The sequence below is a fragment of the Acinetobacter haemolyticus genome (genome assembly GCF_900406815.1).
Lineage (GTDB): Bacteria > Pseudomonadota > Gammaproteobacteria > Pseudomonadales > Moraxellaceae > Acinetobacter > Acinetobacter haemolyticus_A.
Genome location: NZ_OVCN01000007.1, coordinates 116,125 through 140,404, shown reverse-complemented (window position 1 = coordinate 140,404; position 24,280 = coordinate 116,125). Strand labels below are relative to the sequence as shown.

The 24,280-nt window shown below is 40.7% G+C and carries 19 protein-coding genes; 8 read left to right on the top strand and 11 right to left on the bottom strand.

Annotated features, from left to right (window positions below; translation table 11 throughout):
• The 3 genes from orn (at position 1) to DK207_RS06670 (ending at position 2,456) form a co-directional block, all read left to right on the top strand.
• Entirely contained in the window at positions 1 to 561 is a 561-nt protein-coding gene (orn, locus tag DK207_RS06680; RefSeq protein WP_162540208.1) for an oligoribonuclease, read from the top strand.
• Positions 562 to 723: 162 nt separating this feature from the next.
• Positions 724 to 1,452 (top strand): Bax inhibitor-1/YccA family membrane protein, encoded by a 729-nt coding sequence (locus DK207_RS06675; RefSeq protein WP_109440502.1) that lies wholly within the window; start codon positions 724 to 726, stop codon positions 1,450 to 1,452.
• A gap of 200 nt (positions 1,453 to 1,652) precedes the next feature.
• Positions 1,653 to 2,456 (top strand): enoyl-ACP reductase FabI, encoded by an 804-nt coding sequence (locus DK207_RS06670; protein WP_109440528.1) that lies wholly within the window; start codon positions 1,653 to 1,655, stop codon positions 2,454 to 2,456.
• Positions 2,457 to 2,545: 89 nt separating this feature from the next.
• Here DK207_RS06670 and DK207_RS06665 read toward each other — a convergent pair whose 3' ends face one another.
• Positions 2,546 to 3,082 carry a DUF6680 family protein gene (locus tag DK207_RS06665; RefSeq protein WP_109440501.1) on the bottom strand — a complete coding sequence of 179 codons (537 nt, stop codon included), beginning with the start codon at positions 3,080 to 3,082 and terminating at the stop codon, positions 2,546 to 2,548.
• A 324-nt stretch (positions 3,083 to 3,406) separates the two neighbouring features.
• On the opposite strand from DK207_RS06665, the gene DK207_RS06660 reads away from it, so the two are divergent.
• Positions 3,407 to 3,838: a hypothetical protein gene (locus DK207_RS06660; protein WP_109440500.1), complete on the top strand. Its 432-nt coding sequence runs from the start codon at positions 3,407 to 3,409 to the stop codon at positions 3,836 to 3,838.
• Between the two features lie 10 nt (positions 3,839 to 3,848).
• Here DK207_RS06660 and DK207_RS06655 read toward each other — a convergent pair whose 3' ends face one another.
• The 7 genes from DK207_RS06655 to DK207_RS06625 form a co-directional block, all read right to left on the bottom strand.
• Positions 3,849 to 5,237, bottom strand: a complete 1,389-nt coding sequence (locus DK207_RS06655) for an efflux transporter outer membrane subunit (RefSeq protein ID WP_109440499.1) — start codon at positions 5,235 to 5,237, stop codon at positions 3,849 to 3,851.
• A gap of 260 nt (positions 5,238 to 5,497) precedes the next feature.
• Complete coding sequence (locus tag DK207_RS06650) at positions 5,498 to 7,489, bottom strand: MacB family efflux pump subunit (protein ID WP_109440498.1); 1,992 nt, start codon at positions 7,487 to 7,489, stop codon at positions 5,498 to 5,500.
• Between the two features lies 1 nt (position 7,490).
• Entirely contained in the window at positions 7,491 to 8,810 is a 1,320-nt protein-coding gene (locus tag DK207_RS06645; RefSeq protein WP_109440497.1) for a MacA family efflux pump subunit, read from the bottom strand.
• Between the two features lie 107 nt (positions 8,811 to 8,917).
• Positions 8,918 to 9,913: a DNA polymerase III subunit delta gene (gene holA / locus DK207_RS06640; protein ID WP_109440496.1), complete on the bottom strand. Its 996-nt coding sequence runs from the start codon at positions 9,911 to 9,913 to the stop codon at positions 8,918 to 8,920.
• 9 nt (positions 9,914 to 9,922) lie between these two features.
• Complete coding sequence (gene lptE, locus DK207_RS06635; protein WP_109440495.1) at positions 9,923 to 10,432, bottom strand: LPS assembly lipoprotein LptE; 510 nt, start codon at positions 10,430 to 10,432, stop codon at positions 9,923 to 9,925.
• Between the two features lie 217 nt (positions 10,433 to 10,649).
• Positions 10,650 to 13,274, bottom strand: a complete 2,625-nt coding sequence (gene leuS / locus DK207_RS06630; protein WP_109440494.1) for a leucine--tRNA ligase — start codon at positions 13,272 to 13,274, stop codon at positions 10,650 to 10,652.
• 143 nt (positions 13,275 to 13,417) lie between these two features.
• The gene (locus tag DK207_RS06625) at positions 13,418 to 13,768 is read right to left on the bottom strand and encodes a DUF4124 domain-containing protein (RefSeq protein ID WP_109440493.1); all 351 of its coding nucleotides are present in this window, start codon (positions 13,766 to 13,768) and stop codon (positions 13,418 to 13,420) included.
• A gap of 507 nt (positions 13,769 to 14,275) precedes the next feature.
• Between DK207_RS06625 and DK207_RS06620 the strand changes: the two genes are divergently transcribed.
• From DK207_RS06620 to DK207_RS06605, 4 genes are all read left to right on the top strand, one after another.
• Positions 14,276 to 16,000, top strand: coding sequence for an acetolactate synthase 3 large subunit (locus DK207_RS06620; RefSeq protein WP_109440492.1), 1,725 nt, complete (start codon positions 14,276 to 14,278; stop codon positions 15,998 to 16,000).
• Complete coding sequence (gene ilvN / locus DK207_RS06615) at positions 16,000 to 16,491, top strand: acetolactate synthase small subunit (protein WP_004637892.1); 492 nt, start codon at positions 16,000 to 16,002, stop codon at positions 16,489 to 16,491. Before DK207_RS06620 ends, ilvN begins: the two co-directional genes overlap by 1 nt.
• 108 nt (positions 16,492 to 16,599) lie before the next feature.
• Positions 16,600 to 17,616: a ketol-acid reductoisomerase gene (ilvC, locus tag DK207_RS06610; protein ID WP_004637893.1), complete on the top strand. Its 1,017-nt coding sequence runs from the start codon at positions 16,600 to 16,602 to the stop codon at positions 17,614 to 17,616.
• A gap of 526 nt (positions 17,617 to 18,142) precedes the next feature.
• On the top strand, positions 18,143 to 20,206 hold the full coding sequence (locus tag DK207_RS06605) for a putative bifunctional diguanylate cyclase/phosphodiesterase (protein ID WP_109440491.1): 2,064 nt from the start codon (positions 18,143 to 18,145) through the stop codon (positions 20,204 to 20,206).
• A gap of 61 nt (positions 20,207 to 20,267) precedes the next feature.
• Here DK207_RS06605 and DK207_RS06600 read toward each other — a convergent pair whose 3' ends face one another.
• The 3 genes from DK207_RS06600 to DK207_RS06590 all read right to left on the bottom strand — a co-directional run bounded on the left by DK207_RS06600 (position 20,268) and on the right by DK207_RS06590 (position 24,155).
• Complete coding sequence (locus DK207_RS06600; protein WP_109440490.1) at positions 20,268 to 21,413, bottom strand: alpha/beta fold hydrolase; 1,146 nt, start codon at positions 21,411 to 21,413, stop codon at positions 20,268 to 20,270.
• Positions 21,414 to 21,642: 229 nt separating this feature from the next.
• The gene (locus tag DK207_RS06595) at positions 21,643 to 22,350 is read right to left on the bottom strand and encodes a hypothetical protein (protein WP_109440489.1); all 708 of its coding nucleotides are present in this window, start codon (positions 22,348 to 22,350) and stop codon (positions 21,643 to 21,645) included.
• A 293-nt stretch (positions 22,351 to 22,643) separates the two neighbouring features.
• Complete coding sequence (locus DK207_RS06590; RefSeq protein WP_109440488.1) at positions 22,644 to 24,155, bottom strand: hypothetical protein; 1,512 nt, start codon at positions 24,153 to 24,155, stop codon at positions 22,644 to 22,646.
• Between the last annotated feature and the right edge of the window lie 125 nt (positions 24,156 to 24,280).

Here is a 24,280-nt window from a genome sequence, read left to right as displayed (position 1 = left end):
ATGAGCAGCACCCCTGATACACGATTGATTTGGATCGACCTTGAAATGACAGGTCTTGATACCGATAACGACAAGATTATTGAAATTGCGACAATTATTACAGATGACAATCTTAATATCTTAGCTGAGGGTCCTGTTTTAGCCGTACACCAGTCTGATTTGATTTTAAATGCAATGGACGAATGGAATACCAAACAGCATGGCCAGTCTGGTTTGATTGAGCGTGTGCGTCGCAGTAAATTGACTGCACAAGATGCGGAACAGCAGACATTAGAATTCTTAAAGAAATGGGTCAATCCAAAATCATCGCCAATGTGTGGAAACTCGATCTGCCAAGACCGTCGCTTCTTGCATCGTTTAATGCCTGAGTTAGAGCAATTTTTCCATTATCGAAACTTAGATGTATCTTCAGTGAAAGAGTTAGCTAAACGCTGGAGACCTGAAATTATGAGTGGCTTAAAGAAAAATGCGTCACATTTGGCGATGGATGACATCCGCGATTCAATTGCAGAGTTAAAATATTACCGTGAATATTTCTTTATTATGAATAGTAATAAGTAATCACGGTGTTCATGATCTTCTTAAAAAAGAACAGATCATTATTATTGAGGAAAGGAGCTTAGTTAGGCTCCTTTTTTATCGAGTGTAAAAAAATATTGGGCTAAACTGCAAAATCGCTTACACTCACATTTTCATTTCGTTAACTATAAAAAGAGAGCAGACATGCAAAGCGATAATCCTATTTTAACCCGTGTTGAAACCTATAGTAATGTAGCCGAGCCCATGACCATCCAAGGGGCCATTCAGAAGTCTGTGCTATTAACCGTGATTGCAGCGGCATTAGGCATTGCATTATTTTTATACTGTGCGATAACTGCTAATTTTTCAATTGCTTATGCAGCGACCATTGTCGGTATTATTGGTAGTCTTGCACTGGGTTTAATTACTACGTTTAAACCAAATACAGCCCCAGCTCTGGCAATTCCTTTTGCTTTATTTGAGGGTGCATTTTTAGGTGGTGTGTCTTTCATTTTCCAAGTGAAATTTCCTGGTGTGCCATTACAAGCTTTACTGGCAACGTTTGTGACTACTTTGGTTCTATTTGCTTTGTATAAATTCCAAGTGATTCGTGCCACAGAGAAGTTTAAGGCAGTTGTGATTTCAGCTTCGATTGCGATTGCATTGGTGTTCGTCGCACAGATTTTTTTAAGTTTCGCACTTGGTTCGACTATTCCTTATATCTTTGAAAGCAATTGGTTAGGGATCGGTTTTGCTGCTTTTGTTGCGGTAATTGCATCTTTAAATCTTATTTTAGATTTTGATTTAATAGAAAATGCTGCTGCTCAAAATGCACCTAAAAACTTTGAGTGGGTATGTAGTATCGCGTTATTGGCAACTTTGGTTTGGATGTATTATTCGTTCATGCGCTTATTGAGCTTAATTCAGAAATAATCATAGATTCGAGCTGTTTTATCGACTTCAACTAAACACGCTGAATCGTTTTATGCATCTGACTTCATGTTTAAACTGAGGTAGATGCAAACGATTTCAGCGTGTTTTTTTTGTAGGATTGAGAAAAAAGATGCATTATGCAATTCCGAAAAACACGGAATATTGGCATCATGGGTGAAAATTTTTCGAGTGAGAATAAGATGTCACAAGGACTTTTAACTGGTAAACGTTTTTTAATTGCTGGGATTGCTAGCAAATTATCAATTGCTTACGGTATTGCTGCAGCTTTACATCGTGAAGGTGCGGAGTTAGCGTTTACTTATCCAAATGAAAAGTTAAAGAAACGTGTTGATGATTTTGCAGCACAATTTGGCTCAAACTTGGTTTTTCCTTGTGATGTGGCAGTAGATGAAGAAATTGATAATGCCTTTGTCGAACTTGCAAAACATTGGGATGGTTTAGATGGTGTGGTGCATTCAATTGGTTTCGCACCAGCACATACACTTGATGGTGATTTTACAGACGTGACAGACCGTGACGGTTTTAAAATCGCGCATGACATCAGTGCTTATAGTTTTGTTGCGATGGCTCGTGCAGCGAAGCCTTTATTACAAGCGCGTCAAGGTTGTTTATTGACCTTGACTTATCAAGGTTCGGAGCGTGTGATGCCAAACTATAACGTAATGGGTATGGCAAAAGCATCTTTGGAAGCGGGTGTTCGTTATTTAGCATTGAGCTTGGGTAAAGAGGGGATTCGTGTGAATGCGATCTCTGCGGGTCCAATCCGTACTTTGGCTGCTTCAGGAATTAAGTCATTCCGTAAAATGTTAGATGCCAATGAAAAGATCGCTCCATTACAACGTAATGTAACGATTGAAGAAGTGGGTAATGCTGCATTGTTCCTTTGCTCACCGTGGGCTTCAGGTATTACGGGTGAAATTTTGTATGTTGATGGCGGTTTTAATACTGTAGGTATGAGCCAGTCGATGATGGATGATGAATAATTAGATTAATCTAATTTATTTGATAAAGCCGCTTTGATAGCGGCTTTATTTTTTAGAGGATAGTAATTCTAAAGAGTCTAAAACCAAAGTCAGGTGCTTGACGAATTGTCATTTTTTTGGGGAGGAGAGAATGAGGTGATGTGCATTGGTAGCGATCTGTCTCCTCCTAAGACCTCTAACAATCGCTGTCTTATTTGTTCATTTTCCCTATCCATGCGTTCATGCGCAACGGGGTTGTAAATTGCATTTTTTATCTGTGTTTTATTGAAATTGTATCCGACTGCTATCCCCATCGCATACAAGAGATCGATCAGCAAGTCGACACGACGATTCTCCCATGCTTCTAATGACACCATGCTACTACTCATATGGTCTAGGTAATATGACCAAACATCAAGTACAGCTTTCTCCTTCTTGATTTTAGGTGAAAATTCGAGGTCAATCCTATTTAGTGCTTCAACATGCAGTGAGGATAGCGATTGCGCGCGTGTCGCCATAAGCGTTTTGAATATCCAAAGCTTGCGATCTCGGATCTCTCTTTTAGTTGCTAGGAATTGGGTTACTTGCACTGCAATGAGAGGACTCAGCGCTGTTGCAAGGATTATTAACGTATCCGATAGTGTCATATGTCTCTCAAAGCACTTAATAAAAGTTATACGACTCTTCTGCCATATAACTACTTGGATTTTTTATCTTATTTTACTCAGCATATAAAACAGCAATATTTAGGTCAACACAAAAGCTCTGGACAACATCACTTTATTAAACTTTGATCTTATATTTAATTCGACAATGAGCGATCTATTGAAAATATATCAACAAGTATAATAATCGTTTGTCATCTCCTACTTTATATGATAATTAATGCTGGTTTTTTGTTTAATCGAAAATTTTTAAATTGAGTGTCGATAAACATATTATTTTAACGCTTCGGGGAAGGGCATCATAACGTGAAAAAAATTGTAATTATATTTGGTTTAGCGATGCTACTTACGCTACAGGGTTGCGCTGCAATTATGGCAAGCAATTTGCCAAGTAAAAAAAATTTAACAGTTATAGATATTGGTAAACCACGTAATGCAGTGATTGCTGAATTTGGTGCACCGATTACTTCAGAAACCATTGATGGTGAGCGAAAAGAAATTTATACCTTCCAACAGGGCTATTCAAAGGCTGCAAGAATCAGTCGCACACTGTGGCATACCACTGCTGATATCGCCACGATTGGTCTATGGGAAATTATTGGTTCACCAACTGAGATCTACTTTAGCGGTCAACAGCTTTCATATGAAGTTGTATTTGATGCACAAGATAAAGTGAAATCCTCTCAGTTGATTCATACCAATACAAATGCGGACGACCAAGCAGAATTAAAACAATAGTCTAAACAGACTATTGTTTGATCGGACTTCCACCCAATGCCTGCATCAAGGTTACATAGGCATTGTACTGATTCTGTTTGGTTTCAACCAAACTGAGTCGTGCGTTACGGGTAGTCGCTTGAGCATCCAGTAAATTCTTCAAAGCGATCGCACCATTACGATAACGAACCTCCGTTAATCGCTCTGTTTTATCCGCTAGCTCTAGATTACGTTGTTGCAATTGCACTTGTTGATCAAGCTGAGTTCGATTGGATAAAGCATTCTCTACATCTGCAAAAGCCTGATATAGCGTCTGGCGATATTGAATAATTGCTTTTTCATATTCCAGATCGCTGATCGCAAGATCTTTCTTCATGTCGTTATATTGTAGAAAGGGAAGACTTAAACTTGCGCCCAAAGTTAAGGCCGGATTTTGCAAGAGTTGCGTTAAAGAGGTACTCGATGCACCTAAATTACCTGTCAAATTAATCGAAGGGTAATAACTGGCTTTGGTGGCATCTTTATTGGCAAGGGTTTTGCGTAAACGCAGTTCAGATGCTTGTAAATCAGGGCGACGAGATAAAATCTCGGCGGGCAATCCAACGGCAATATTAGGCAATGCACTTTGAGGTAATTGCGCTGGCTCTTGAATATTCAGTTGTTGAATAGGTTGATGAAGCAATACCGCAATGGCAGTGCGTGCCTCAACACGTTGTTGTTCGATTTGGCTCAAACTGGCTTTTTGGCTTTGTACCGATTGCTCTGCTTGAGTAAGGTCTAAACCCGAAACTGCGCCTGCTCGGTATTGAGATTGAACCAATTCATATATTTTTTGCGTAGAAGCCAAATTTTGTTGGATGGTGTTATAACGCTCGTTTAAATAACCCAGTTGCCAGTAGAGTTTGGCCGTGGTGGCCACCAAACTTTGTGCTGTTGCTTGGAGGTCTTGTTCACTTGCCAATGCCTCCCAACGACTTGCCTCAGTTTGATTGGCAAGTTTTCCAAATAAATCTAACTCATAACTCACGCCAACACTGGTTGATAAACCGCGATCACTACCATTTCCTGAACGGAGATCATAGTTGTGACCCGTAGAAACGCTAGAGCTGGTTCGAATACCTTGTTGATTTTCAGCCAAGCCTGCTTGTAAACGAGCTTGTTTCAAGGCGATACCTGCAACAGCAAGATCTGTATTTTTTGCTAAAACCTGTTCAACTAATTGATTGAGTTGAGCATCATTAAATAATGTCCACCATTGATCAGTCAGTTTTATATTTTGTCTTTTTTGTACATCGTGCTGAAACTGTTGTGGTACTTGGACTGTTGGTGCGTTATAGGGTGTTTTCACCACAGCAGAACAGCCAGCTAAGGAAGTGCTGAGACAAAGTGCAAGAGCGATTTTATGTGGTTTGAATAACATTGTTTGTCATTCCTTTAATAATTTGAAAGAGCATGATTATCGAGACGGAGTCTTATCGAATTCTCATCCCTTTTCAGGTTAAGCCTTCGGCTCGACCTACTTTTCTTTCGGGAAAAGTAGGCAAAACCATTGTCATCCGCAAAACCTGTCATATTTTTTCAATTATCTTAATCTATCGCAGAAATAATATTTTGTTGATACCACGCAGGTTGCGGATGACGTTCACGTGTATCATATTTCTGGGATAGATTTTTTCGCTATTATTCTCTTGCTAAAGCAGCAACCGGATCGAGTTGTGCTGCATTTCGTGCTGGTAAGAAACCAAAAACGATACCAATTAAACTTGAGCATACAAAGGCAGCAACAATTGAAGTGGTTGAGTAACTCATTTCAATCACGCCTTTGGCAAAATGCCCGATGACTTGACCAATGCCTAAAGAGAGCAGGACACCAAGAACGCCACCTAACAGACAGACCAAGATCGCTTCGATCAAAAACTGCTGCAAAATATCGCTTTGTCTTGCGCCGACCGCCATACGTACCCCAATTTCTTGGGTTCGTTCAGTCACCGAAACCAGCATAATATTCATCACGCCAATCCCACCTACGACCAGAGAAATGACGGCAATCGCTGAGATCAGTAAAGTCATCGTGGCTGTGGTTTGTTGAATGGTTTCACGAATACTGTCTGAGTTTTGAGTAAAGACATCTTGCGCGCCGTGACGTTGTTCAAGCAAAGTCAGAATGGCATTTTCAGCCGCTGTACTTGGATATTCATCTTTAATACGCACGATGATGCTACGAACATTGGATTGCCCCAACATACGGCTCATCACAGTGGAGTAGGGAAGATAGACATTCAAACTGTCGGAATTTCCCATAAAGCCTTTTTCAGCCTCAATGACACCAATAATTCGGCTTGGAACACTTCCCAATAGAATGACTTGACCTACAGGATTGGTACCGTCAGCAAAAAAAGTTTTCTCAGTATTGGCATCAATCACCACATCCTGTGCACGTTGAGTGACGCCTGCTTTGTCAAAAGGCTGTCCCGATTTGAAGGTCATGCCTCGCACATAGAAAAAGTCTTCACTCACACCATTTACGGTTGCGGAAGCTTCGGTATCTTTAAAACGTAACGTTACACTGGTGTTTGCAGATGGACTGACCCCGTCGACATAAGGCTGTTCAGCTAATGCATCAGCATCCGCAGGAACCAAGGTTTTGACTTGGGAGGCCCTTGATGTATCACCAAACCCACGACCTTGATAGACCGTGATGGTGTTGGTTCCGAGACTGCTGATATTTTCTAGAATTTGTTTCTGCGAACCATTCCCGAGCGCGACTACGGAGACGACAGATGCAATCCCGATGATAATCCCAAGCATGGTTAAAAAGGTTCGCATGCGATGAGCATTCATTGCCAAGAGCGCCATACGGAACGCTTCGCCGAGACGATCAAAGAAAGAACGCCAAACAGAAGTTTTCTTTTGTGGCTCCCGTTGTAACGGTTGATGTTCAAGGTCTGGATCAGCATTTTCAGGCGTATTGGCACGATCCGAAATAATATTACCGTCACTGATTTCGATAATACGCGTTGCATTTTTGGCAACATTCAGATCATGGGTCACCAAGATAATAGTATGACCTTTGGCATTGAGTTCACGCAAAATTCGCATGACTTCAATACCACTATTTTTGTCCAATGCACCTGTCGGCTCATCTGCCAAAATAACGTCACCACCATTCATCAAAGCACGTGCAATCGATACACGTTGCTGTTGACCGCCTGAAAGCTGGCTTGGCCGATGATGTAAACGTTCTCCTAGTCCAAGTTCAGACAACAGCTCTGCGGAACGTTCTTGGCGTAAATCGCTATCTACACCTGCATAAATTGCAGGAACTTCGACATTACCCGATGCACTCAGATCACCCAATAAATGATAACGCTGGAAAATAAATCCAAAGTATTCACGGCGTAATTGCGCAAGTTCATCTGGTTCAAGCTGGCGTGTTTCACGACCATTGACCAAATAACTTCCCTCAGTCGGTTTATCTAAACAACCGAGGATATTCATTAAAGTTGATTTACCTGATCCTGATTGACCAACGATCGCAACCAACTCACCTGCATAAATCTTTAGATTGATGCCCTTAAGAATTTGGACCGTGGTTTCCCCAGCGGGAAATTCACGGGTCAGATTGCTGACTTCGAGCAGTGGTTGTGTTGAATGAATTTGATTTTGCGTCATATTACATTCTCAACGCACGTTGACTGCTACGTTTGGCCGCATCATTTGAGTTATCCGAACCATCAGCGATGATCACTTGGTCACCTTGTTTAAGCCCCTTGATCACTTCAACTGTGACTCGGTTGTTTAAGCCCACCAAGATCGGTTGTGCTTTGGCAGAACCATCTGTTTGGATGACACGTACACTTGCGATACTGGCTTTTCCTTCAGCGACCAATTGGCGTTGTTCTGGACTTAGCTCAAGTCGGTTATTCGGACGCTGTTCTGTTTCATTATTTGATGCAGGCGCAGCACGATCTTTACGAGCAGGGCGTTTGCTACTTTGTACCGCTGCCGCAGGAATCGTCAGTACATTTTTAGCTTCTGCCAAAACGATGTAAACCTGTGCAGTCATGTCGATACGTAATTTGCCATCCTCATTTGGTACATCAAACAGCGCATTGTAATAGACGGCAGAGTTCGATGAGGATGAAGAGCTAGTGTTTGAAGTTTCAGTGTTAATTGAATTTGGCGCAGGCTCAACTTGACGCAACTTTGCATAGTGTTTCTTTTCACTGTTACCAAGCGTCGTGAAATAAACAGTTTGGCCTTTCTCCACTTTCATCACGTCTGCTTCAGAAATTTGCGCTTTAACCGTCATGTTATCGAGGGTTGCAAGTTTGACAATAGTCGGTGCAGTTTGGTTCGCATTCACTGTTTGACCTTCTTCAGTCACAATCGCTACGATCGTTCCATCCATCGGTGCAACAATGCGGGTATAGCCTAAATCCTCTTTAGTTGTTGCAAGGGTTAGACGAGATTGTTCAATTTGGGCATTGATTGCTGCGATTTGAGCTTGTGCTGTTTTATAACTTGCCAATGCTGATTCTAGCTCAGCACGGGAGGTGGCATCTTGGCTAAACATGGTCTGTTGACGTTTATATTCGGCTTCGACCTTGGCAAGATTGGCTTGTTGAACTGCCAGTTGAGCTTGTTGATTTTTAATATTAGCTTCCGCTGTTTTTAGCTCATTTTCTTGGCGTACCGAGTCAATTTGAGCAATGAGTTGCCCTTGCTTGACCTGATCGCCAAGTTGCACATACATTTTTTTGACCTGACCAGAAACCTGCGCACCCACGCTGACCATTTTGGTGGCTTCTAAAATCCCTGTTGCTAAAACCGAATTTTCAATATCACCGCGTCCTACTTCTGCAGTGATGTATTGTGGCGTTTCTGTTTTAGGCTTTAACATGAGCCAGCTTAATAAAGCAATCACAATAATACAGACCACAATGATGATTGTTTTTACAGGTTTCATCTTTTTAGAAATCATTTTTGGCATGGGAAGAGCGCAAAGTTAAAAATTTTATTTAGTATAAAAGTGAAATAAGGATAAAGCGTGAATATTTTTAATCTAAAATGAGAATTATTCTCTATTTTAATCGTGGCTTAGATGGATGGGGTAAATAATGTGCGTCCACACAGTTCACTAATGGCTTGCAACATTAAATGCTCTGAGTTCTCTTGAGACATTCCTTTAATTGCAGCATCAATACGCAATAATAAATCTGACCACGTTAAAAACTGTCTTGGATTTAATCGACGCAATGCTTGTTGATACTGTGAGACTTTGGTTTTCCAAATACCGAGTTGTAATGCATTATGCGGTTGTTCAAATAACTGCATCAACAAACGCATTTCTTTACTTAGTGTCCAAAGAATGAGGCTATCGGGTTCACCAGCGGCGATCAGATATTGATAGATTTTGACCGACTGAGCCAGATTTCCTGCCAATAGCGCATCACTTAAATCATACGTGGTGTAGCGCGATTGATCTTGCAAACATGCATAGAGCTGTTCGATCTGAATCTGTTGAATATCAGGAAAGGTATCAGCGACACGCATCAAGCTATTTTTTGCTGCGAGCAGGTTATGTTCATGATGCTGCATCAACCATTGCCATGCATCATTATTGAGTTGAATGCCAAGCTTTTCTGCTTCAATCGTTAAGATGCGTTGACGGTCTTGAGGATAATTTGCAGTGAGTGGAACAACCACACCATTTGCTTCTACCACTTGGAAAAAAGCTGATTTTAAACTGCTACTGTCCTGTTTCGGTAAAACAATCAACAACAAGTTATGTTCATTATGTTGGATATAACTCTTGAGCTGCTTTATGCCATTGGCGTCAGGTTTAACATTGCCATGTACTTCGATGGCAAGTTGTTGCGAGAATAAAGATAAACTATTCAGCGCATTAAAAACATTTTTCCAATCGTTGGCACTACTAATGTCATAGCGTTGTCGCTCAACTTCTTGTTGCTGCCAGCTTTTGCGAAACGCGTCCAGTAGATTCTGTTCAAGCAAAGGCTCTTGACCATGCATAATCCATGCACCGCGAGCTTCTGCAACACGTTTTAAAGCTTGAACATAATCGAGTTTCATAAATCAGAATTAAGAATGAGCTTTAGGAAGACGGTTCGCTGCAATTTGACGAGTCACTTGCTGAGCGACATCATCAATCACAATACGATTAAGATATGCTTCTTGCTGGTTATCAGTGTTTACTGTTGCTACATCGTATTGGTAGGTGCGTGATGCAGTTAAAGTACGAGGCTCAGTAATTTTGTTCCCTTGACGATCTTCAATCTGGAAAGTCACCGTTAAACGAAGCAAGACCTCCGTTAATTTACCGTTGAGAAGTTGGCGGCGAGGGGTATACTCCAATACCCGCAGCACATAAGCATCATTAGAGTTGCTGAGCTGTACACCTGTAGCCGTTAAATAAATACTTAAACGGTTTTCAAGTTCATCGGTATTGTCAGGCAAGACTAAAGTTAGCTTGTTATACACCAATGGTGTTGCAGCTGGATTGTTGCCTTTTAAATGAAAACCGCAGCCGACTAAGCCTGCACTTAGACCTAAAGTTAAAACAATCGCAGCGAAACGTTGAACTAAATGCATGCTTTGTCCTTATGAGATTCCATCAAATTTGGAAAATTTAATCTTGATAAATTGCCCACATTTTAGAATCAAAGCCCGTTGAATGACAGCGGGCTTTGATGAGGTTTTGTTTATTACTTTTAATTCCCCTCTGTTTAAAGAGGAGCTAGGGGGGATTTTTTCTATAAAATCCCTCTCCTGAATAGCAATCCCTCTTTAAAGGGAGGCTGATAAGCTTTTAAACCACCAAATTAACCAATTTATTCGGTACAACAATCTCTTTCTTGGTTGGACCTGTCAAGAATTGTTGAACTTCTGGTAAAGCTTTTGCCAAAGCCAATAAATCATCTTTTGAAATATCGACAGCGACATCTAATTTACCACGGAGTTTACCATTCACTTGTACAACAATCGTTTGCGTGTTACGTGTTAATGCAGACTCATCCACTTGCGGGAATTCAACCGTAGTTAAATCCATTCCAAACTTAGTCAACAATGTTTGGCTCAAGTGTGGTGCAAATGGCGCAAGTAAAATCAATAACGTGGTAATTGCTTCACGTGCAACAGCAGCATCGTTATCATCTTTCGCTTCAAACTTGTTAGTTGCATTCAGCAACTCCATCAACGCTGCAATTGCCGTATTGAATGCATGACGACGTTCGATGTCATCACCCACTTTTTGGATGGTTTCATGGGTTTTACGACGTAAGTCTTGCGCATCTTTCGACAAGTTTGCAGTATCAATAGCTGTGGTTTGATTGCCTGTTTCCAAGAAGCCAGCAGCCAAACGCCATACACGTTTCAAGAAGCGGTTCGCACCTTCCACACCCGCATCAGACCATTCTAATGATTGATCAGGTGGTGCAGCAAACATCATGAATACACGCGCTGTATCTGCGCCGTACTGGTCAATAATGGCTTGTGGGTCGATCCCGTTGTTTTTCGACTTGGACATTTTTTCTTGTCCACCGATCACAACTTCTTGACCATCACCTGAGTATTTCGCAGAAAGGATACGACCTTTTTCATCGCGTTCTAATTCGATATCCGAAGGATTAAACCAAGTCTTTTTGCCATTCTCAGCTTCACGATAGAAGGTATCTGCCAACACCATGCCTTGAGTGAGCAAGTTGGTAAATGGTTCATTGCCTTGAACTACACCTTCATCACGCATTAACTTATGAAAGAAGCGTGCATAAAGTAAATGTAGAATTGCATGCTCTACACCACCGATGTATTGGTTTACAGGAAGCCAGTTTTGGGCAGCTTCTGGTTTAACCATACCGCCTGTGAAATCAGGAGAAGCATAACGTGCATAGTACCAAGATGATTCTACGAAAGTATCCAATGTATCTGTTTCACGACGTGCATCGCCGCCACAGTTTGGACATTTTGTTTCGTAGAATTCAGGCATTTTATTTAATGGGTTACCAGAACCATCTGGCACCACATCAGTTGGTAATACCACTGGCAATTGATCTTCTGGCACTGGGACTTGACCACAAGTGTTGCAGTTGATCATTGGAATTGGACAACCCCAGTAACGTTGACGAGATACACCCCAGTCACGTAAACGGAATTGAACCTTAGCATTTGCTAAATTTTGTGGTTCTAATTTTGCAAGGAAAGCATCAAACGCAGCTTGGAAATCTAAACCGTCGAACTCCCCTGAGTTCACGAGTTTACCTTCTTTAGAGCCATACCATTCTTGCCATTCAGTTGCAGAGTAATCTGCATCGTCAGCGCTCTTGGCATCAATCACTTGCTTAATTGCTAAATTAAACTTATTGGCGAACTCAAAGTCACGTTCGTCATGTGCTGGAACGGCCATCACAGCACCTGAACCATACGACATCAATACGTAGTTTGCGATCCAGACAGGAAGATCTTCACCAGTTACAGGGTGTTTTACAAACAAGCCTGTTGCCATGCCTTTCTTTTCAGCAGTGGCTAAATCAGCTTCGGCAACCGATCCCATGCGACATTCTTCAATGAATGCAGCCAATTCAGGATTATTTTCAGCAGCTTTCAGCGCCATTGGATGTTCAGCCGCAACAGCAACATAGGTCGCACCCATTAAGGTATCAGCGCGAGTGGTATAAACCGTTAAACCGTCAGCATAAATTTCTGTATTTGCAGAAGGGAAAGTGATTTCCATCCCCGTAGAACGGCCGATCCAGTTACGTTGCATGGTCAATACTTGTTGGGGCCAACCATCTTTTAATGTATCTAAATCGTCTAATAACTCTTGTGCATAGTCGGTGATGCGGAAGTAATACATTGGAATATCACGTTTTTCTACCAATGCACCAGAACGCCAACCACGACCATTTTCAACTTGTTCATTGGCTAAAACGGTTTGGTCAACAGGATCCCAGTTTACGGTTGAAAGCTTACGGTAGATCAAGCCTTTCTTATAAAGCTGAACAAATAACCATTGTTCCCAGTGATAGTACTCTGGTGTACACGTCGCAAACTCACGATCCCAATCGACAGATAAGCCTAATTTTTTTAATTGGTCACGCATATATGCGATATTTTCAAAGGTCCATTTTGCTGGGGCAACCTGGTGTGCGATCGCTGCATTTTCAGCAGGTAAACCAAATGCATCCCAACCCATCGGTTGTAATACCGTCTCGCCTTTTAAACGATAAAAACGGCTAATCACGTCACCAATGGTGTAGTTACGCACATGCCCCATATGCAGCTTGCCACTTGGGTAGGGGAACATCGATAGGATATAGCGATGTTTGCCCTCTACAGTGTCTGCAACTTTAAAAACTTTGCGATTGTCCCAGTCTTGTTGAACTTGAGGCTCAATGGCACTTGCTTGATATTCGGAGTCAATGTGAGAAGTCGTCATAGGGATATGCGATACAACAAAAAAGTAAAGTTAAGATTGCCGCACAGCATAGCGCAAAATAGGGGGAGATGTCAGTTTTTAGCGGTGTTTTTATTCGATATAAGTGAGGAGAATGTCTCGGACACTCCCCATAAACTTTTAAATTATCTTTCTACTGTTGCTTCTGCTATTTGTATATTTTGTGGTTGGTACGTTTCATCTATAGGCGTACTTTCTTGTTGAGGATGATTTGTATTCGATGTCGTGGTGTGCTGAGGGGGTGTTTGTTGATTTTGTGTGGAAGAATTGGGATTGTTCTGATTGTTATTTGATCCATAAGTCGAAACTTTATCTAAGCGTTTTGCCCCTTTAGGTGGTAGAGTAGTGGTGTAATGGGTCGAACCCTTTGCATCAACCCATTTATAATATTGTTGAGCATATATTTGACCAGAACATAAAACCAATAAGCTGGTTAAGGCTATGGATGTAATTGTTTTTAAATGAGATGGTTGCATTGTCATTTTCCCCAAGATGATTTGATTCGAACAGTTGTTAAATCTTTAAAATAAATACTTTAACTGGAATTTATAAATACCAAAAGCACAATAATTGAAATAAAACTCATTTGAATATGCGGATATTTTTATTAAGGCAATGCTTAAAAAAACAACAGCTAAAAAATATTATATAAAATCTGTTCCTTTAATCTTGACTTTGTGCAGGAAAGCAACAAAAATGCTTGCTTTAGTTTTATATGTGTTTATTTGATCACCCTTCGAATAAATAACATGGCTTGCAATGGACATTCTTTCTAGCCGAGAGAATGATTTTTTGAAATATGTTTATCCCAACATATTTTGATTCGAGATGTAATAACAGCTTATACGGCTGATGAGTCAGAAAATTTTTCCTATTGCAGCAAAAACGAGTAGAATATGCACACTTATAAAAAGTGCATAAATTAATGAATGATACACAATTTATGTATTCCATAAATTGTGCAAACACTAGGGTGAATCACGTTGGAACTTTTATCTGGTGGTGAAATGCTCGTTCGCGCCCTTGCGGACGAAGGCGTAGAGCATGTTTTTGGTTATCCAGGCGGCGCAGTTTTACATATTTATGACGCGCTATTTCAACAAGACAAAATCAATCATTACCTCGTACGTCATGAACAAGCAGCAGGTCATATGGCCGATGCTTACTCGCGCGTAACAGGCAAGACAGGTGTTGTACTGGTGACTTCTGGTCCAGGTGCAACCAACACAGTCACACCAATTGCTACTGCCTATATGGACTCAATCCCAATGGTGATTTTGTCTGGTCAGGTTGCAAGTCATTTAATTGGTGAAGATGCATTCCAAGAAACTGATATGGTGGGTATTTCACGCCCAATCGTAAAACACAGTTTCCAAGTGCGTCACGCTAGCGAAATTCCTGCAATTATTAAGAAAGCATTCTATATCGCGTCTTCTGGCCGTCCTGGTCCAGTTGTGGTTGATATTCCAAAAGATGCGACAAATCCAGCAGAAAAATTTGCTTATGAATACCCAGAAAAAGTGAAAATGCGCTCTTACCAGCCACCTTCACGCGGTCATTCAGGTCAAATTCGTAAAGCAATCGATGAATTGATTTCTGCTAAACGCCCAATCATCTATACGGGTGGTGGCGTTGTACAAGGAAATGCTTCTGGTCTATTGACTGAGCTTGCACACCTCTTAGGTTATCCTGTAACCAATACCTTGATGGGATTAGGTGCATTCCCGGGTAACGATCCACAATTTGTGGGTATGTTAGGGATGCATGGTACATATGAAGCCAACATGGCGATGCACAATGCTGATGTGATTTTAGCAATCGGTGCGCGTTTCGATGACCGTGTAACCAATAATCCTGCAAAATTCTGTTTGAATGCTAAAGTCATCCATATCGATGTGGATCCAGCGACGATTTCTAAGACGATTATGGCGCACATCCCAATCGTGGGTGCTGTAGAGCCAGTACTCCAAGAAATGCTGGTTCAATTGAAGCAAATGAACGTATCTAAGCCAAACCCTGAAGCGATTGCGGCATGGTGGTCTCAAATTAATGAGTGGCGTAAAGTTCATGGCTTGCGTTATGAAGAAGGTCAAAATGGTGTAATGAAACCTCAGCAAGTGGTTGAGGCATTAGATCGTGTGACCAATGGTGAAGCAATCATTACTTCTGACGTGGGTCAACACCAAATGTTTGGTGCCAACTACTATAAATATAAGCGTCCTCGTCAATGGATTAACTCTGGTGGTCTTGGAACGATGGGCGTGGGCTTACCTTATGCCATGGCTGCAAAGCTTGCATTCCCTGACCAACAAGTCGTTTGTATCACTGGTGAAGCATCGATTCAGATGTGTATCCAAGAATTATCGACATGTAAGCAATACGGCTTAAATGTGAAAATTCTATGCTTAAACAACCAAGCCTTGGGAATGGTTAAGCAGTGGCAAGATATGAACTATGAAGGACGTCATTCAAGTTCTTATGTGGATTCATTACCTGACTTTGCCAAGCTCATGGAAGCTTATGGTCATGTAGGTATCCAGATTAACCATGCAGATGAGTTGGAATCTAAGCTTGGTGAAGCGATGGCGATCAATGACAAATGTGTATTCATTAATGTCATGGTTGATCGTACAGAGCATGTTTACCCAATGTTAGTTGCGGGTCAATCGATGAAGGATATGTGGTTAGGTAAAGGGGAGCGTACATAATGAGACATATTATTTCTGTACTCGTTGAAAACGAGGCTGGTGCGCTTTCTCGTCTTGTAGGTTTGTTTAGTCAACGTGGCTATAACATTGAAACGTTAAACGTGGCACCTACTGAAGATGAAACTTTATCTCGTCTAACGTTAACCACTTATGGTGATGATCATAAAATTGAGCAAATCACTAAACAACTCAACAAATTAGTTGAAGTGGTAAAAGTGGTAGATTTGTCAGAAGGCGCACATATTGAACGTGAACTGATGTTGATTAAAGTGAAAGCTTTAGGTGCAGCACGTGCTGAAATTAAGCGTACTGCCGATATCTTCCGTGCTCAAATCGTTGATGTAACGCCAACCACTTATACGATTCAAATCGCGGGTACAACAGACAAGATTGATGGTTTCATAGACGCATTGGCTGAAAATACCATCTTAGAAGTTGTACGTTCAGGTGTTTCAGGCATCGCGCGTGGCGAAAAAGTTCTAACAATTTAGTATATATTTCTCCCAATTTTGGTTGAAGCAATGCCAAAATTGGGGGCGACCAAATCTGTCCTTGTAAAACAACAAGGGAAATGACAAAAATTTTAGCGGAGAAAACAGATGCAAATTTTTTACGATAAAGACTGTGACTTATCAATCATCCAAGGCAAAAAAGTTGCGATTATTGGTTATGGTTCACAAGGTCATGCTCACGCACTTAACTTGAAAGATTCTGGCGTTGACGTAACAGTTGGTTTACGTGCTGGTTCAGCATCTTGGAAGAAAGCTGAAAACTCAGGTCTTAAAGTATCTGAAGTTCCAGCAGCAGTTGCTCAAGCTGACTTAGTTATGATTTTGACTCCAGATGAGTTCCAATCTCAACTTTATCGTGATGTGATTGAACCAAACATCAAAGAAGGCGCAACTTTAGCATTTGCACATGGTTTCTCTGTTCTTTATAACCAAGTTGTTCCACGTAAAGACTTAGACGTGATCATGGTTGCTCCAAAAGCACCAGGTCATACTGTACGTTCAGAATTCCAACGTGGTTCAGGTGTACCTGACTTAATCGCAATTCACCAAGATGCTTCTGGTAATGCACGTAACGTTGCACTTTCTTACGCTTCTGGCGTAGGTGGTGGCCGTACAGGTATCATCGAAACTTCATTCCGTGAAGAAACTGAAACTGATTTATTCGGTGAGCAAGCAGTTCTTTGTGGTGGTGCTGTTGAATTGGTGAAAATGGGCTTCGAAACTTTGGTTGAAGCAGGTTATTCACCAGAAATGGCTTACTTCGAATGCTTACATGAGCTTAAACTCATCGTTGACTTGATGTTCGAAGGCGGTATCGCTGACATGAACTATTCAGTATCAAACAATGCTGAATACGGTGAATACGTAACTGGCGTTGAAGTAATCAACGAACAGTCTCGTGAAGCAATGCGTAATGCATTGAAACGCATTCAATCTGGTGAATATGCGAAAATGTTCATCCAAGAAGGTGCATTGAACTATCCATCAATGACTGCTCGTCGTCGTCAAAATGCAGCACACGGTATCGAAGTAACTGGTGCTAAATTACGTGCGATGATGCCTTGGATTCAAGCGAATAAAATCGTTGATAAAGAGAAGAACTAATTTCTCGGATCAATTGATTTGAATGCAAAGACCCACTCTATTTGAGTGGGTTTTTTTATGGGAAAAATAATGGTTATTACGTGCTTTAGTGAAGTCTGGCTTCACACTTGTGCACGGACCTTACGAAGCGATGCTTCTCATACTTTGTTATTCTTCGTTCATACCTTGCATGCGAGTAAACAAAATCAATGATTAAGACAAAAAAGCTTGCATAGTTCCAGCGAATTGTGCAATTTAAATAGATTGTAAAAGGAAGAGAGCGATTAAAATTTAGTATAGATGAGTCTGTTTATAAAGAAATAGAATGGATTAGAACTGAGTTTTCATTGGGGTGAAATAATTCTATGTTTATATTCTATTGATTTATAAAGTGAAAAAGGCTTGACCTTATGCTAGATGATGTTATTGTTACAAAAAGTTTATGAATTGTATTTCATGGCTTTTTGGGGTGTGAAGGATCGTTCTGGTTTTTGAGCATATTGCTCCGTAAATAAAAAAAAGTACTGAATAATCATGGAAGTCCTTTATGGTACACGTTGATTACGATAACACATTGGTCCTCGTTTCCATTCTGGTTGCAGTGGTAACATGTTATGCTGCAGTTTCGATGGAAGAACTCGTTTTTAAAGCTGCTTATAAAAAGTTTGAGAAGAGCATTTTAATCGCGAGTGGTCTAATCTTAGGATTAGCGATATGGTCAATGCATTTCGTGGGAATGCTGGCAAGCCATTTGCCACAGGGATATCACTTTGATATTGGTTTGACTGTATTGTCATATCTGATAGGCGCTGTTGCATCTATTTTTGCGGTTTGGTTAACCACTCGACCTACCTTGCCGACTGCTCGTTTAATCTTGGGTGCAGTCTTTATGGGCTTAGGCATATCAGGCATGCACTATACTGGTATGACGGCTCTTACGGTTGATTATCATGAAATGTATTATGATCCATTGATGGTCATTTGCTCGATTTTAATTGCGATTAGTGGTTCTGGTTTAAGTTTCTTCTTTGTCTTTAAGTATAAGGTAGCAGTCAGTCACCGTGCTGCTTTAAAGGCCTTTGTTGCTCTGCTCATGGCGTTCAGTATCGTCGGTATGCATTATACGGGTATGGCTGCCACTTATTTTAACGAAAGCCTCTTTGATATTGGTACACCAGCACAAACCGAACAAAGTATTTTATTATTTACGATTATTTTTATTGCAAGTTTGGTCTTTGTTGCAGGGTTTGCTGTGGCGGTATTAGAAGCCCGTTTGGAGCAACGTAATCAACAGCTTATGCTGATTAATAAAGAGCTTGCGACACAATCATTGCATGACTCGTTAACTAAATTACCCAATCGTCTGTTTTTAACTGACTATGCAGAAGTCATTTTCCCGCTTCACCATTTACATAACCAAAAAGTCGCTTTTTTCTATATCGATTTAGATCGTTTCAAATCGGTGAATGATGCATTTGGGCATCATATGGGTGATCAACTCTTGATTCAAATGGCGCATCGTTTGAAAACGAAGCTGAATGCAAATCAGCGGCTGTTTCGTATTGGGGGGGATGAATTTGTTCTCATCTCAGAAAATACCGATAGTACGGAGGCTATGAAATTTGCAGATGAGATTTTGCATCATATTCAAGAAACCTATCTGATTGCAGGTAAAGATATTAATATCTCAGCCAGCTTGGGGATCGCGATCTACCCTGAGCATGGTCGCAATATACAAGATCTCCTGATTAATGCAGATATCGCCATGCTAACGTCCAAAGATCAGGGGCGGAATACATATACGATGTTCCATGCGATGTCTGATCAACAAGATGTCCGTAGCCAATCAAAACTAATCAATGATTTATATAAGGCTGTGGATGAGCAGCAATTTGTACTTTTTTATCAACCTAAATTTACAGCAAATTATGAAGTCTGTGGTGTCGAGGCTTTGATTCGATGGAAACATCCAAGCTTAGGACTATTAACACCGCAGATGTTTATTGATGGTGCCGAAAAAACCGGACTGATCATTCCAATGGGTTATTGGGCGTTAGAGCAAGCTTGTCAGCAAATTCAGAAGTGGGAACAAAGTAACAGTCTATTTTATCCGATCGCGGTAAATTTATCCGCCCTACAGTTTGAAAACAAAAAGTTATTTAGTGTACTTGAGCAGTTGATCGCAAAATACCAGATTAACCCTCACAATTTAATCTTAGAAATTACAGAATCAACTGCTATGCATCATATTGATTCGAGTGTTCGAACCTTGGAGCGCTTACGTCAACTAGGTATTCGTATTGCAATTGATGATTTTGGAACGGGGTATTCGAGTTTTCTCTATTTAAAAGATTTGCCTGTGGATGAACTTAAAATTGATCGGGGTTTTATTACGGACTTACAGCCAAATTCCAAAGAAGAAGCGATTTTAGAAAGTATTATTCATCTCGCCACAAAACTAGGTTTAACTGTGACGGCAGAAGGTGTAGAAACTCAGCAACAAGCAGATATTTTAACCAAATTAGGTTGTCATCAATTACAAGGTTATCTGTTGGGTCTTCCTGTCAATGTTGATGGTTTAGTTTTACATCGAAAACAACACTTTGCTTAAGTTGTATGTGAGATAAGGTTGTTACTTTTATGAAAGCAACAACCTAAAGTTAAGCGAACTATTAATCAGAGCGTTCAGCTAACCATTGGTCGATCACTGGCCAAACTGCTTGTGGAGCTTGATTGCCTGATACCAATCCCATATGCCCACCCGCTACGATTTTGAACTGTTTATCTTTACTGCTAATCAGATCCATTAACGGGCGTACGGCTTCGGCTGTAACAATAATGTCGGTATCTCCACCAATTGCGAGGACTGAACAATCAATATCTTTCAGGTCTGCAACTTGATCACCAAATTGAACCCGTCCTGTCGATAATTCATTGTCTATCCAGAAGCGTATAATGATATCGCGCATGACACCACCAGGATAAGCCAACATATTATCAACGAAGGAACTCGAGGTTGCATGATTGATCACGAATTGACGATCATTCAGATTTCTTAAAAGTTCCCAATAGTTTTTTACATTTCCGATAGGATCGGTGAGCTTAAAACCTAGCGTATTTTGCCAGCCATGGATATGAAAGACACGACTTGGAATCTGTCGGATACGAAAGTTGGTATTATTGCGAATCCATTTTGCTGGGATAGTAAGACGTTGATAGAACTTGCCCATATAACCCGATTTATGTGTGTTAATCGGAGACGCTAAGATCATTAGGTTTTGGATATTTTTGTCTTTAAAAAGGGCGGTATAGCATAGAGAGAGGGCACCCCCTAAACTCCATCCGTAAAGAGAAAGTTGTTGTTGGCCACTATGTTCTCGGATTTTTTTAATAAAATCAGGCATGAACGTCTTTACATAGGTGCCAAGGTTATATTTAGCTTGACGTATGCTCGGATTACCCCAATCAATCAGATAAACATCAAATCCTTGAGCTAGGAAATGACGAACCAGACTTCGATGAGGGAATAGATCATAAATCAACATATTCGCAGCCAATGGAGGCACGATCACTAAAGGAATACGATGTTTAGGTGGTTGATCTGAATGTGCAGTGTAGTGACGTAAGCTTATGATTTCACGTTGGTAAACGACATTAAAAGGTGTTTTTCCTGATAAAACCAGTTGATGTCCTCTTAAAATACGATCTGCGGCATTAGTAAATACATGTTGCGTACGTTGACTTGTGCGACTATGCAGTATTTTCTGTGCAGCTTGGAAACTAAGCAAATTACGTTTAACTTTTGGCAATTGAGTCATTGGAACCTAAAACTCTAAGGTTGCGATGGAATAGCCGCATATTAGAAGAAAAAAGAACATAGCTCAGTGACTCATTTGCTTAACTTATATTCCAAAATGATCAATTTAAGACATTTTGCAATGAAAATGTGTCTTATTGATCATGAAATGATATTTTTAGAAGCATATTTCATTGTCTTATGTTTTTGCTGTTAATAAGCGAAAAATACTCCTAAGGCGATTTTATAAATTATGGAAGCAAGGCTGAACTATATAAAACAAGCCCAAGTGAGAAGAAATCACTTTGCTTGCTTCTTTGTAATTGTTTTCCATAGCTTGTATCAAGTTGAATACCATCCTTGCGCAACATATAACGAAAACCTGTTTGTACGAATGATTCTTTGCGATCATTGCCATATAACTCGGTCGTGAGTGCGAGGCGCGGAGCAACCTGCATTTCACTGCCCACTCCCCAAGTGAAAAAGTTCCGATGATCTTGTTTTTCATGTGACCAGCCAAGATTAGCATGCACAATAAAAGCATCATCCATAGTGGATAGGCTGACTGGAACAGAGATGTACCAAATCTGATCAGTCGAATCATTTACATTGAACTGACTACCAGTGACCAAGCCTATTCCCCAACTATTTGTTTCTAATGCTTTTAGTAATGTCTTGGCTTGTAGAACTGCATAATTTTTCGGGTCTGCTTGATATGTATCCGTGCGTCCCATACCCAAGGCGAGTTCGAAATTAGAACCTAGATTACAAGCTGGAACGCTCCAGAACTCTTGATCAGAAGCATGTTTTTCCATCCACATCTCGAGTTGGCAGCTTTTTGCATCGACCACTGATGCATCATCTACATGCATTGGTCGCCCTGCAAAAAGTTGCATACTGATCGACAGTGCAGTGACACTGAGAACGAGTTTTGATAATTGATTTTTGAATTTGAACATACACATCACTCCTGGTGCTGAAGGGCGAATGTGAGTGCTTGTTATCCGATTAGATCGTAGATAAATAAAACAGACGTGAGAAAGATACAGATGACCTTGCCTTGTATCCACAAGGAAAGGTCTTGAGAAAAGAGCTTTTGTGGATACTAGACGAGAATAAACCGACTACAACTGTTGCTAGAACAAGTACTCACAATGAGGCCCCTTAAAATGAATTGCGCGGATTTTAGCAATCGATGACGCAAATTTACAAGTGAATTTTTCATGGCGGTTAAAGCACATGTTTATCGACCTTAAAACTTCTCTCTGACCCAGCCATAGGCGGCGGCAAAGGGCAACGCTGTTCTCGCCAAATAGGGTACATGCCATAAACCGCCGTGATTGGCATTTTCCATAATCAGCTCAAGCGGATGATCCAATACTTTTTCCGGGTTGGTTGCGCTTTCAGGATTGTTTAAATCATGCACCCAAAGCGCCGCCATAATTGCATTGGTTGTTTCAGGACTAAAGGTTTCTACCTGAAATAAATCTGCACCTGAGAAAGCTGCTTTCAATATTGGATTTTTCACAACAGAATGAGTTGTGGTTGACGGAGCGATATTGATTACGGTTTTTTGACCACGTGCGCGTGCTGAGATCGCAAACCATTGTTGCAATCGTTTTGCGAGTGCATAGTTTGGACCTTGTTCGATCACCATACAGTCAGAAATACCATATTGTTGTCCATTGTCCGATTTAATCAGTTGTTTCGAGTTGGGTTTAAAAAAGTTGCTCAGTGAAATGCTGTGAATGGATTTGGTCAGGAGCTTTTCCACCATCGGGCGTTGTTTAATCTTATCTTGAACCGATTGCACGACTGATTTAGGGATTGCATAAATATCGGTTGGCGTAAGCATAAACATGATGCTGCTATCAGGCTTTTGCTGACTCACTTGTTCCATGATGCTGATCATTGCAATCGAAACACGGACATGTTTTTCCCCATCTAAATAAGCAATTCCAGCTAAATCTAACGTTTCTGTAAAAGTATTTAACCAGTTAGCAATTTCTGGAGTTTGAGTAAGTAAATTGGCGCCAAGCTGCGGTTTATCCTTCGCTGTAGAGATTTGAGGTGCAATTAAAGTGGCATTACCTTTTTCAACGACTTTGGTGATTTTTTCCCAAATCGCTGGGTTTGGTAAATCAATAGCAACAATATTGGCACGCCATTTAGCTAACCAGCTTAAAGGACCTGCTTCGGAGCCTGCACCAAATAGCACCATGGTTCTTTTCGATAAGTCAAACCATTCAGGATGTTGATTGAGTAAACGCAAAGCCTTAGCGTGACTTGGTTCGATGATCTGTTGTTGTTCCCACAGATCGATTTGTTTTAGAAGTGCATCGCCCTGTAATTTTCTGCCATGATAAGGAATAAACCACGGTTCAATGGTTGGACGACCTGTTCCTTTTAAAATAAAACGTTCAAATGGTTGGTCTTTAATATTTGCCATGGCATGACTTAAAGCATCATTTTGTTCTGCACGGCTAAAATTAAATGAGGCTTTGGCCGTTTCCAATCCACTTCGGGCAATTCTTATAGGGTGATCGACTGATTCGATGCCTGCTTTGACCAACTCCTGAAAATAAACCGGATAGTTTTTTCTCCAGTTTTTTTCGGTAACGAGTTTAGAGGCGTAAGGCGAATCCACACTTTGTAGCGCTGATTTAAGGATTTGTTTTGCGGTTTGAGTTGTGCTGGGTACTTTGCTTCCTGGCGGTATCGGAAATTGTATGCCATCACGATTGGATTGTATTTTTTTACTCAACTGAATACTCCATTATCTTCAAACTTAATTCAAAAGATCTCATTCATCATCTATGCCATCTTAGTCACTCAATTAAGTAAAGAAGATGGCAAAATGTTTATTAATCGGCTGAATTTTTTATTTGA

Coding starts and splice junctions, on each gene's coding strand:
- orn (WP_162540208.1), top strand. CDS start 1: ATGAGCAGCACCCCTGATACACGATTGATTTGGATCGACCTTGAAATG.
- DK207_RS06675 (WP_109440502.1), top strand. CDS start 724: ATGCAAAGCGATAATCCTATTTTAACCCGTGTTGAAACCTATAGTAAT.
- DK207_RS06670 (WP_109440528.1), top strand. CDS start 1,653: ATGTCACAAGGACTTTTAACTGGTAAACGTTTTTTAATTGCTGGGATT.
- DK207_RS06665 (WP_109440501.1), bottom strand. CDS start 3,082: ATGACACTATCGGATACGTTAATAATCCTTGCAACAGCGCTGAGTCCT.
- DK207_RS06655 (WP_109440499.1), bottom strand. CDS start 5,237: ATGTTATTCAAACCACATAAAATCGCTCTTGCACTTTGTCTCAGCACT.
- DK207_RS06650 (WP_109440498.1), bottom strand. CDS start 7,489: ATGACGCAAAATCAAATTCATTCAACACAACCACTGCTCGAAGTCAGC.
- DK207_RS06645 (WP_109440497.1), bottom strand. CDS start 8,810: ATGCCAAAAATGATTTCTAAAAAGATGAAACCTGTAAAAACAATCATC.
- holA (WP_109440496.1), bottom strand. CDS start 9,913: ATGAAACTCGATTATGTTCAAGCTTTAAAACGTGTTGCAGAAGCTCGC.
- lptE (WP_109440495.1), bottom strand. CDS start 10,432: ATGCATTTAGTTCAACGTTTCGCTGCGATTGTTTTAACTTTAGGTCTA.
- leuS (WP_109440494.1), bottom strand. CDS start 13,274: ATGACGACTTCTCACATTGACTCCGAATATCAAGCAAGTGCCATTGAG.
- DK207_RS06625 (WP_109440493.1), bottom strand. CDS start 13,768: ATGCAACCATCTCATTTAAAAACAATTACATCCATAGCCTTAACCAGC.
- ilvN (WP_004637892.1), top strand. CDS start 16,000: ATGAGACATATTATTTCTGTACTCGTTGAAAACGAGGCTGGTGCGCTT.
- ilvC (WP_004637893.1), top strand. CDS start 16,600: ATGCAAATTTTTTACGATAAAGACTGTGACTTATCAATCATCCAAGGC.
- DK207_RS06605 (WP_109440491.1), top strand. CDS start 18,143: ATGGTACACGTTGATTACGATAACACATTGGTCCTCGTTTCCATTCTG.
- DK207_RS06600 (WP_109440490.1), bottom strand. CDS start 21,413: ATGACTCAATTGCCAAAAGTTAAACGTAATTTGCTTAGTTTCCAAGCT.
- DK207_RS06595 (WP_109440489.1), bottom strand. CDS start 22,350: ATGTTCAAATTCAAAAATCAATTATCAAAACTCGTTCTCAGTGTCACT.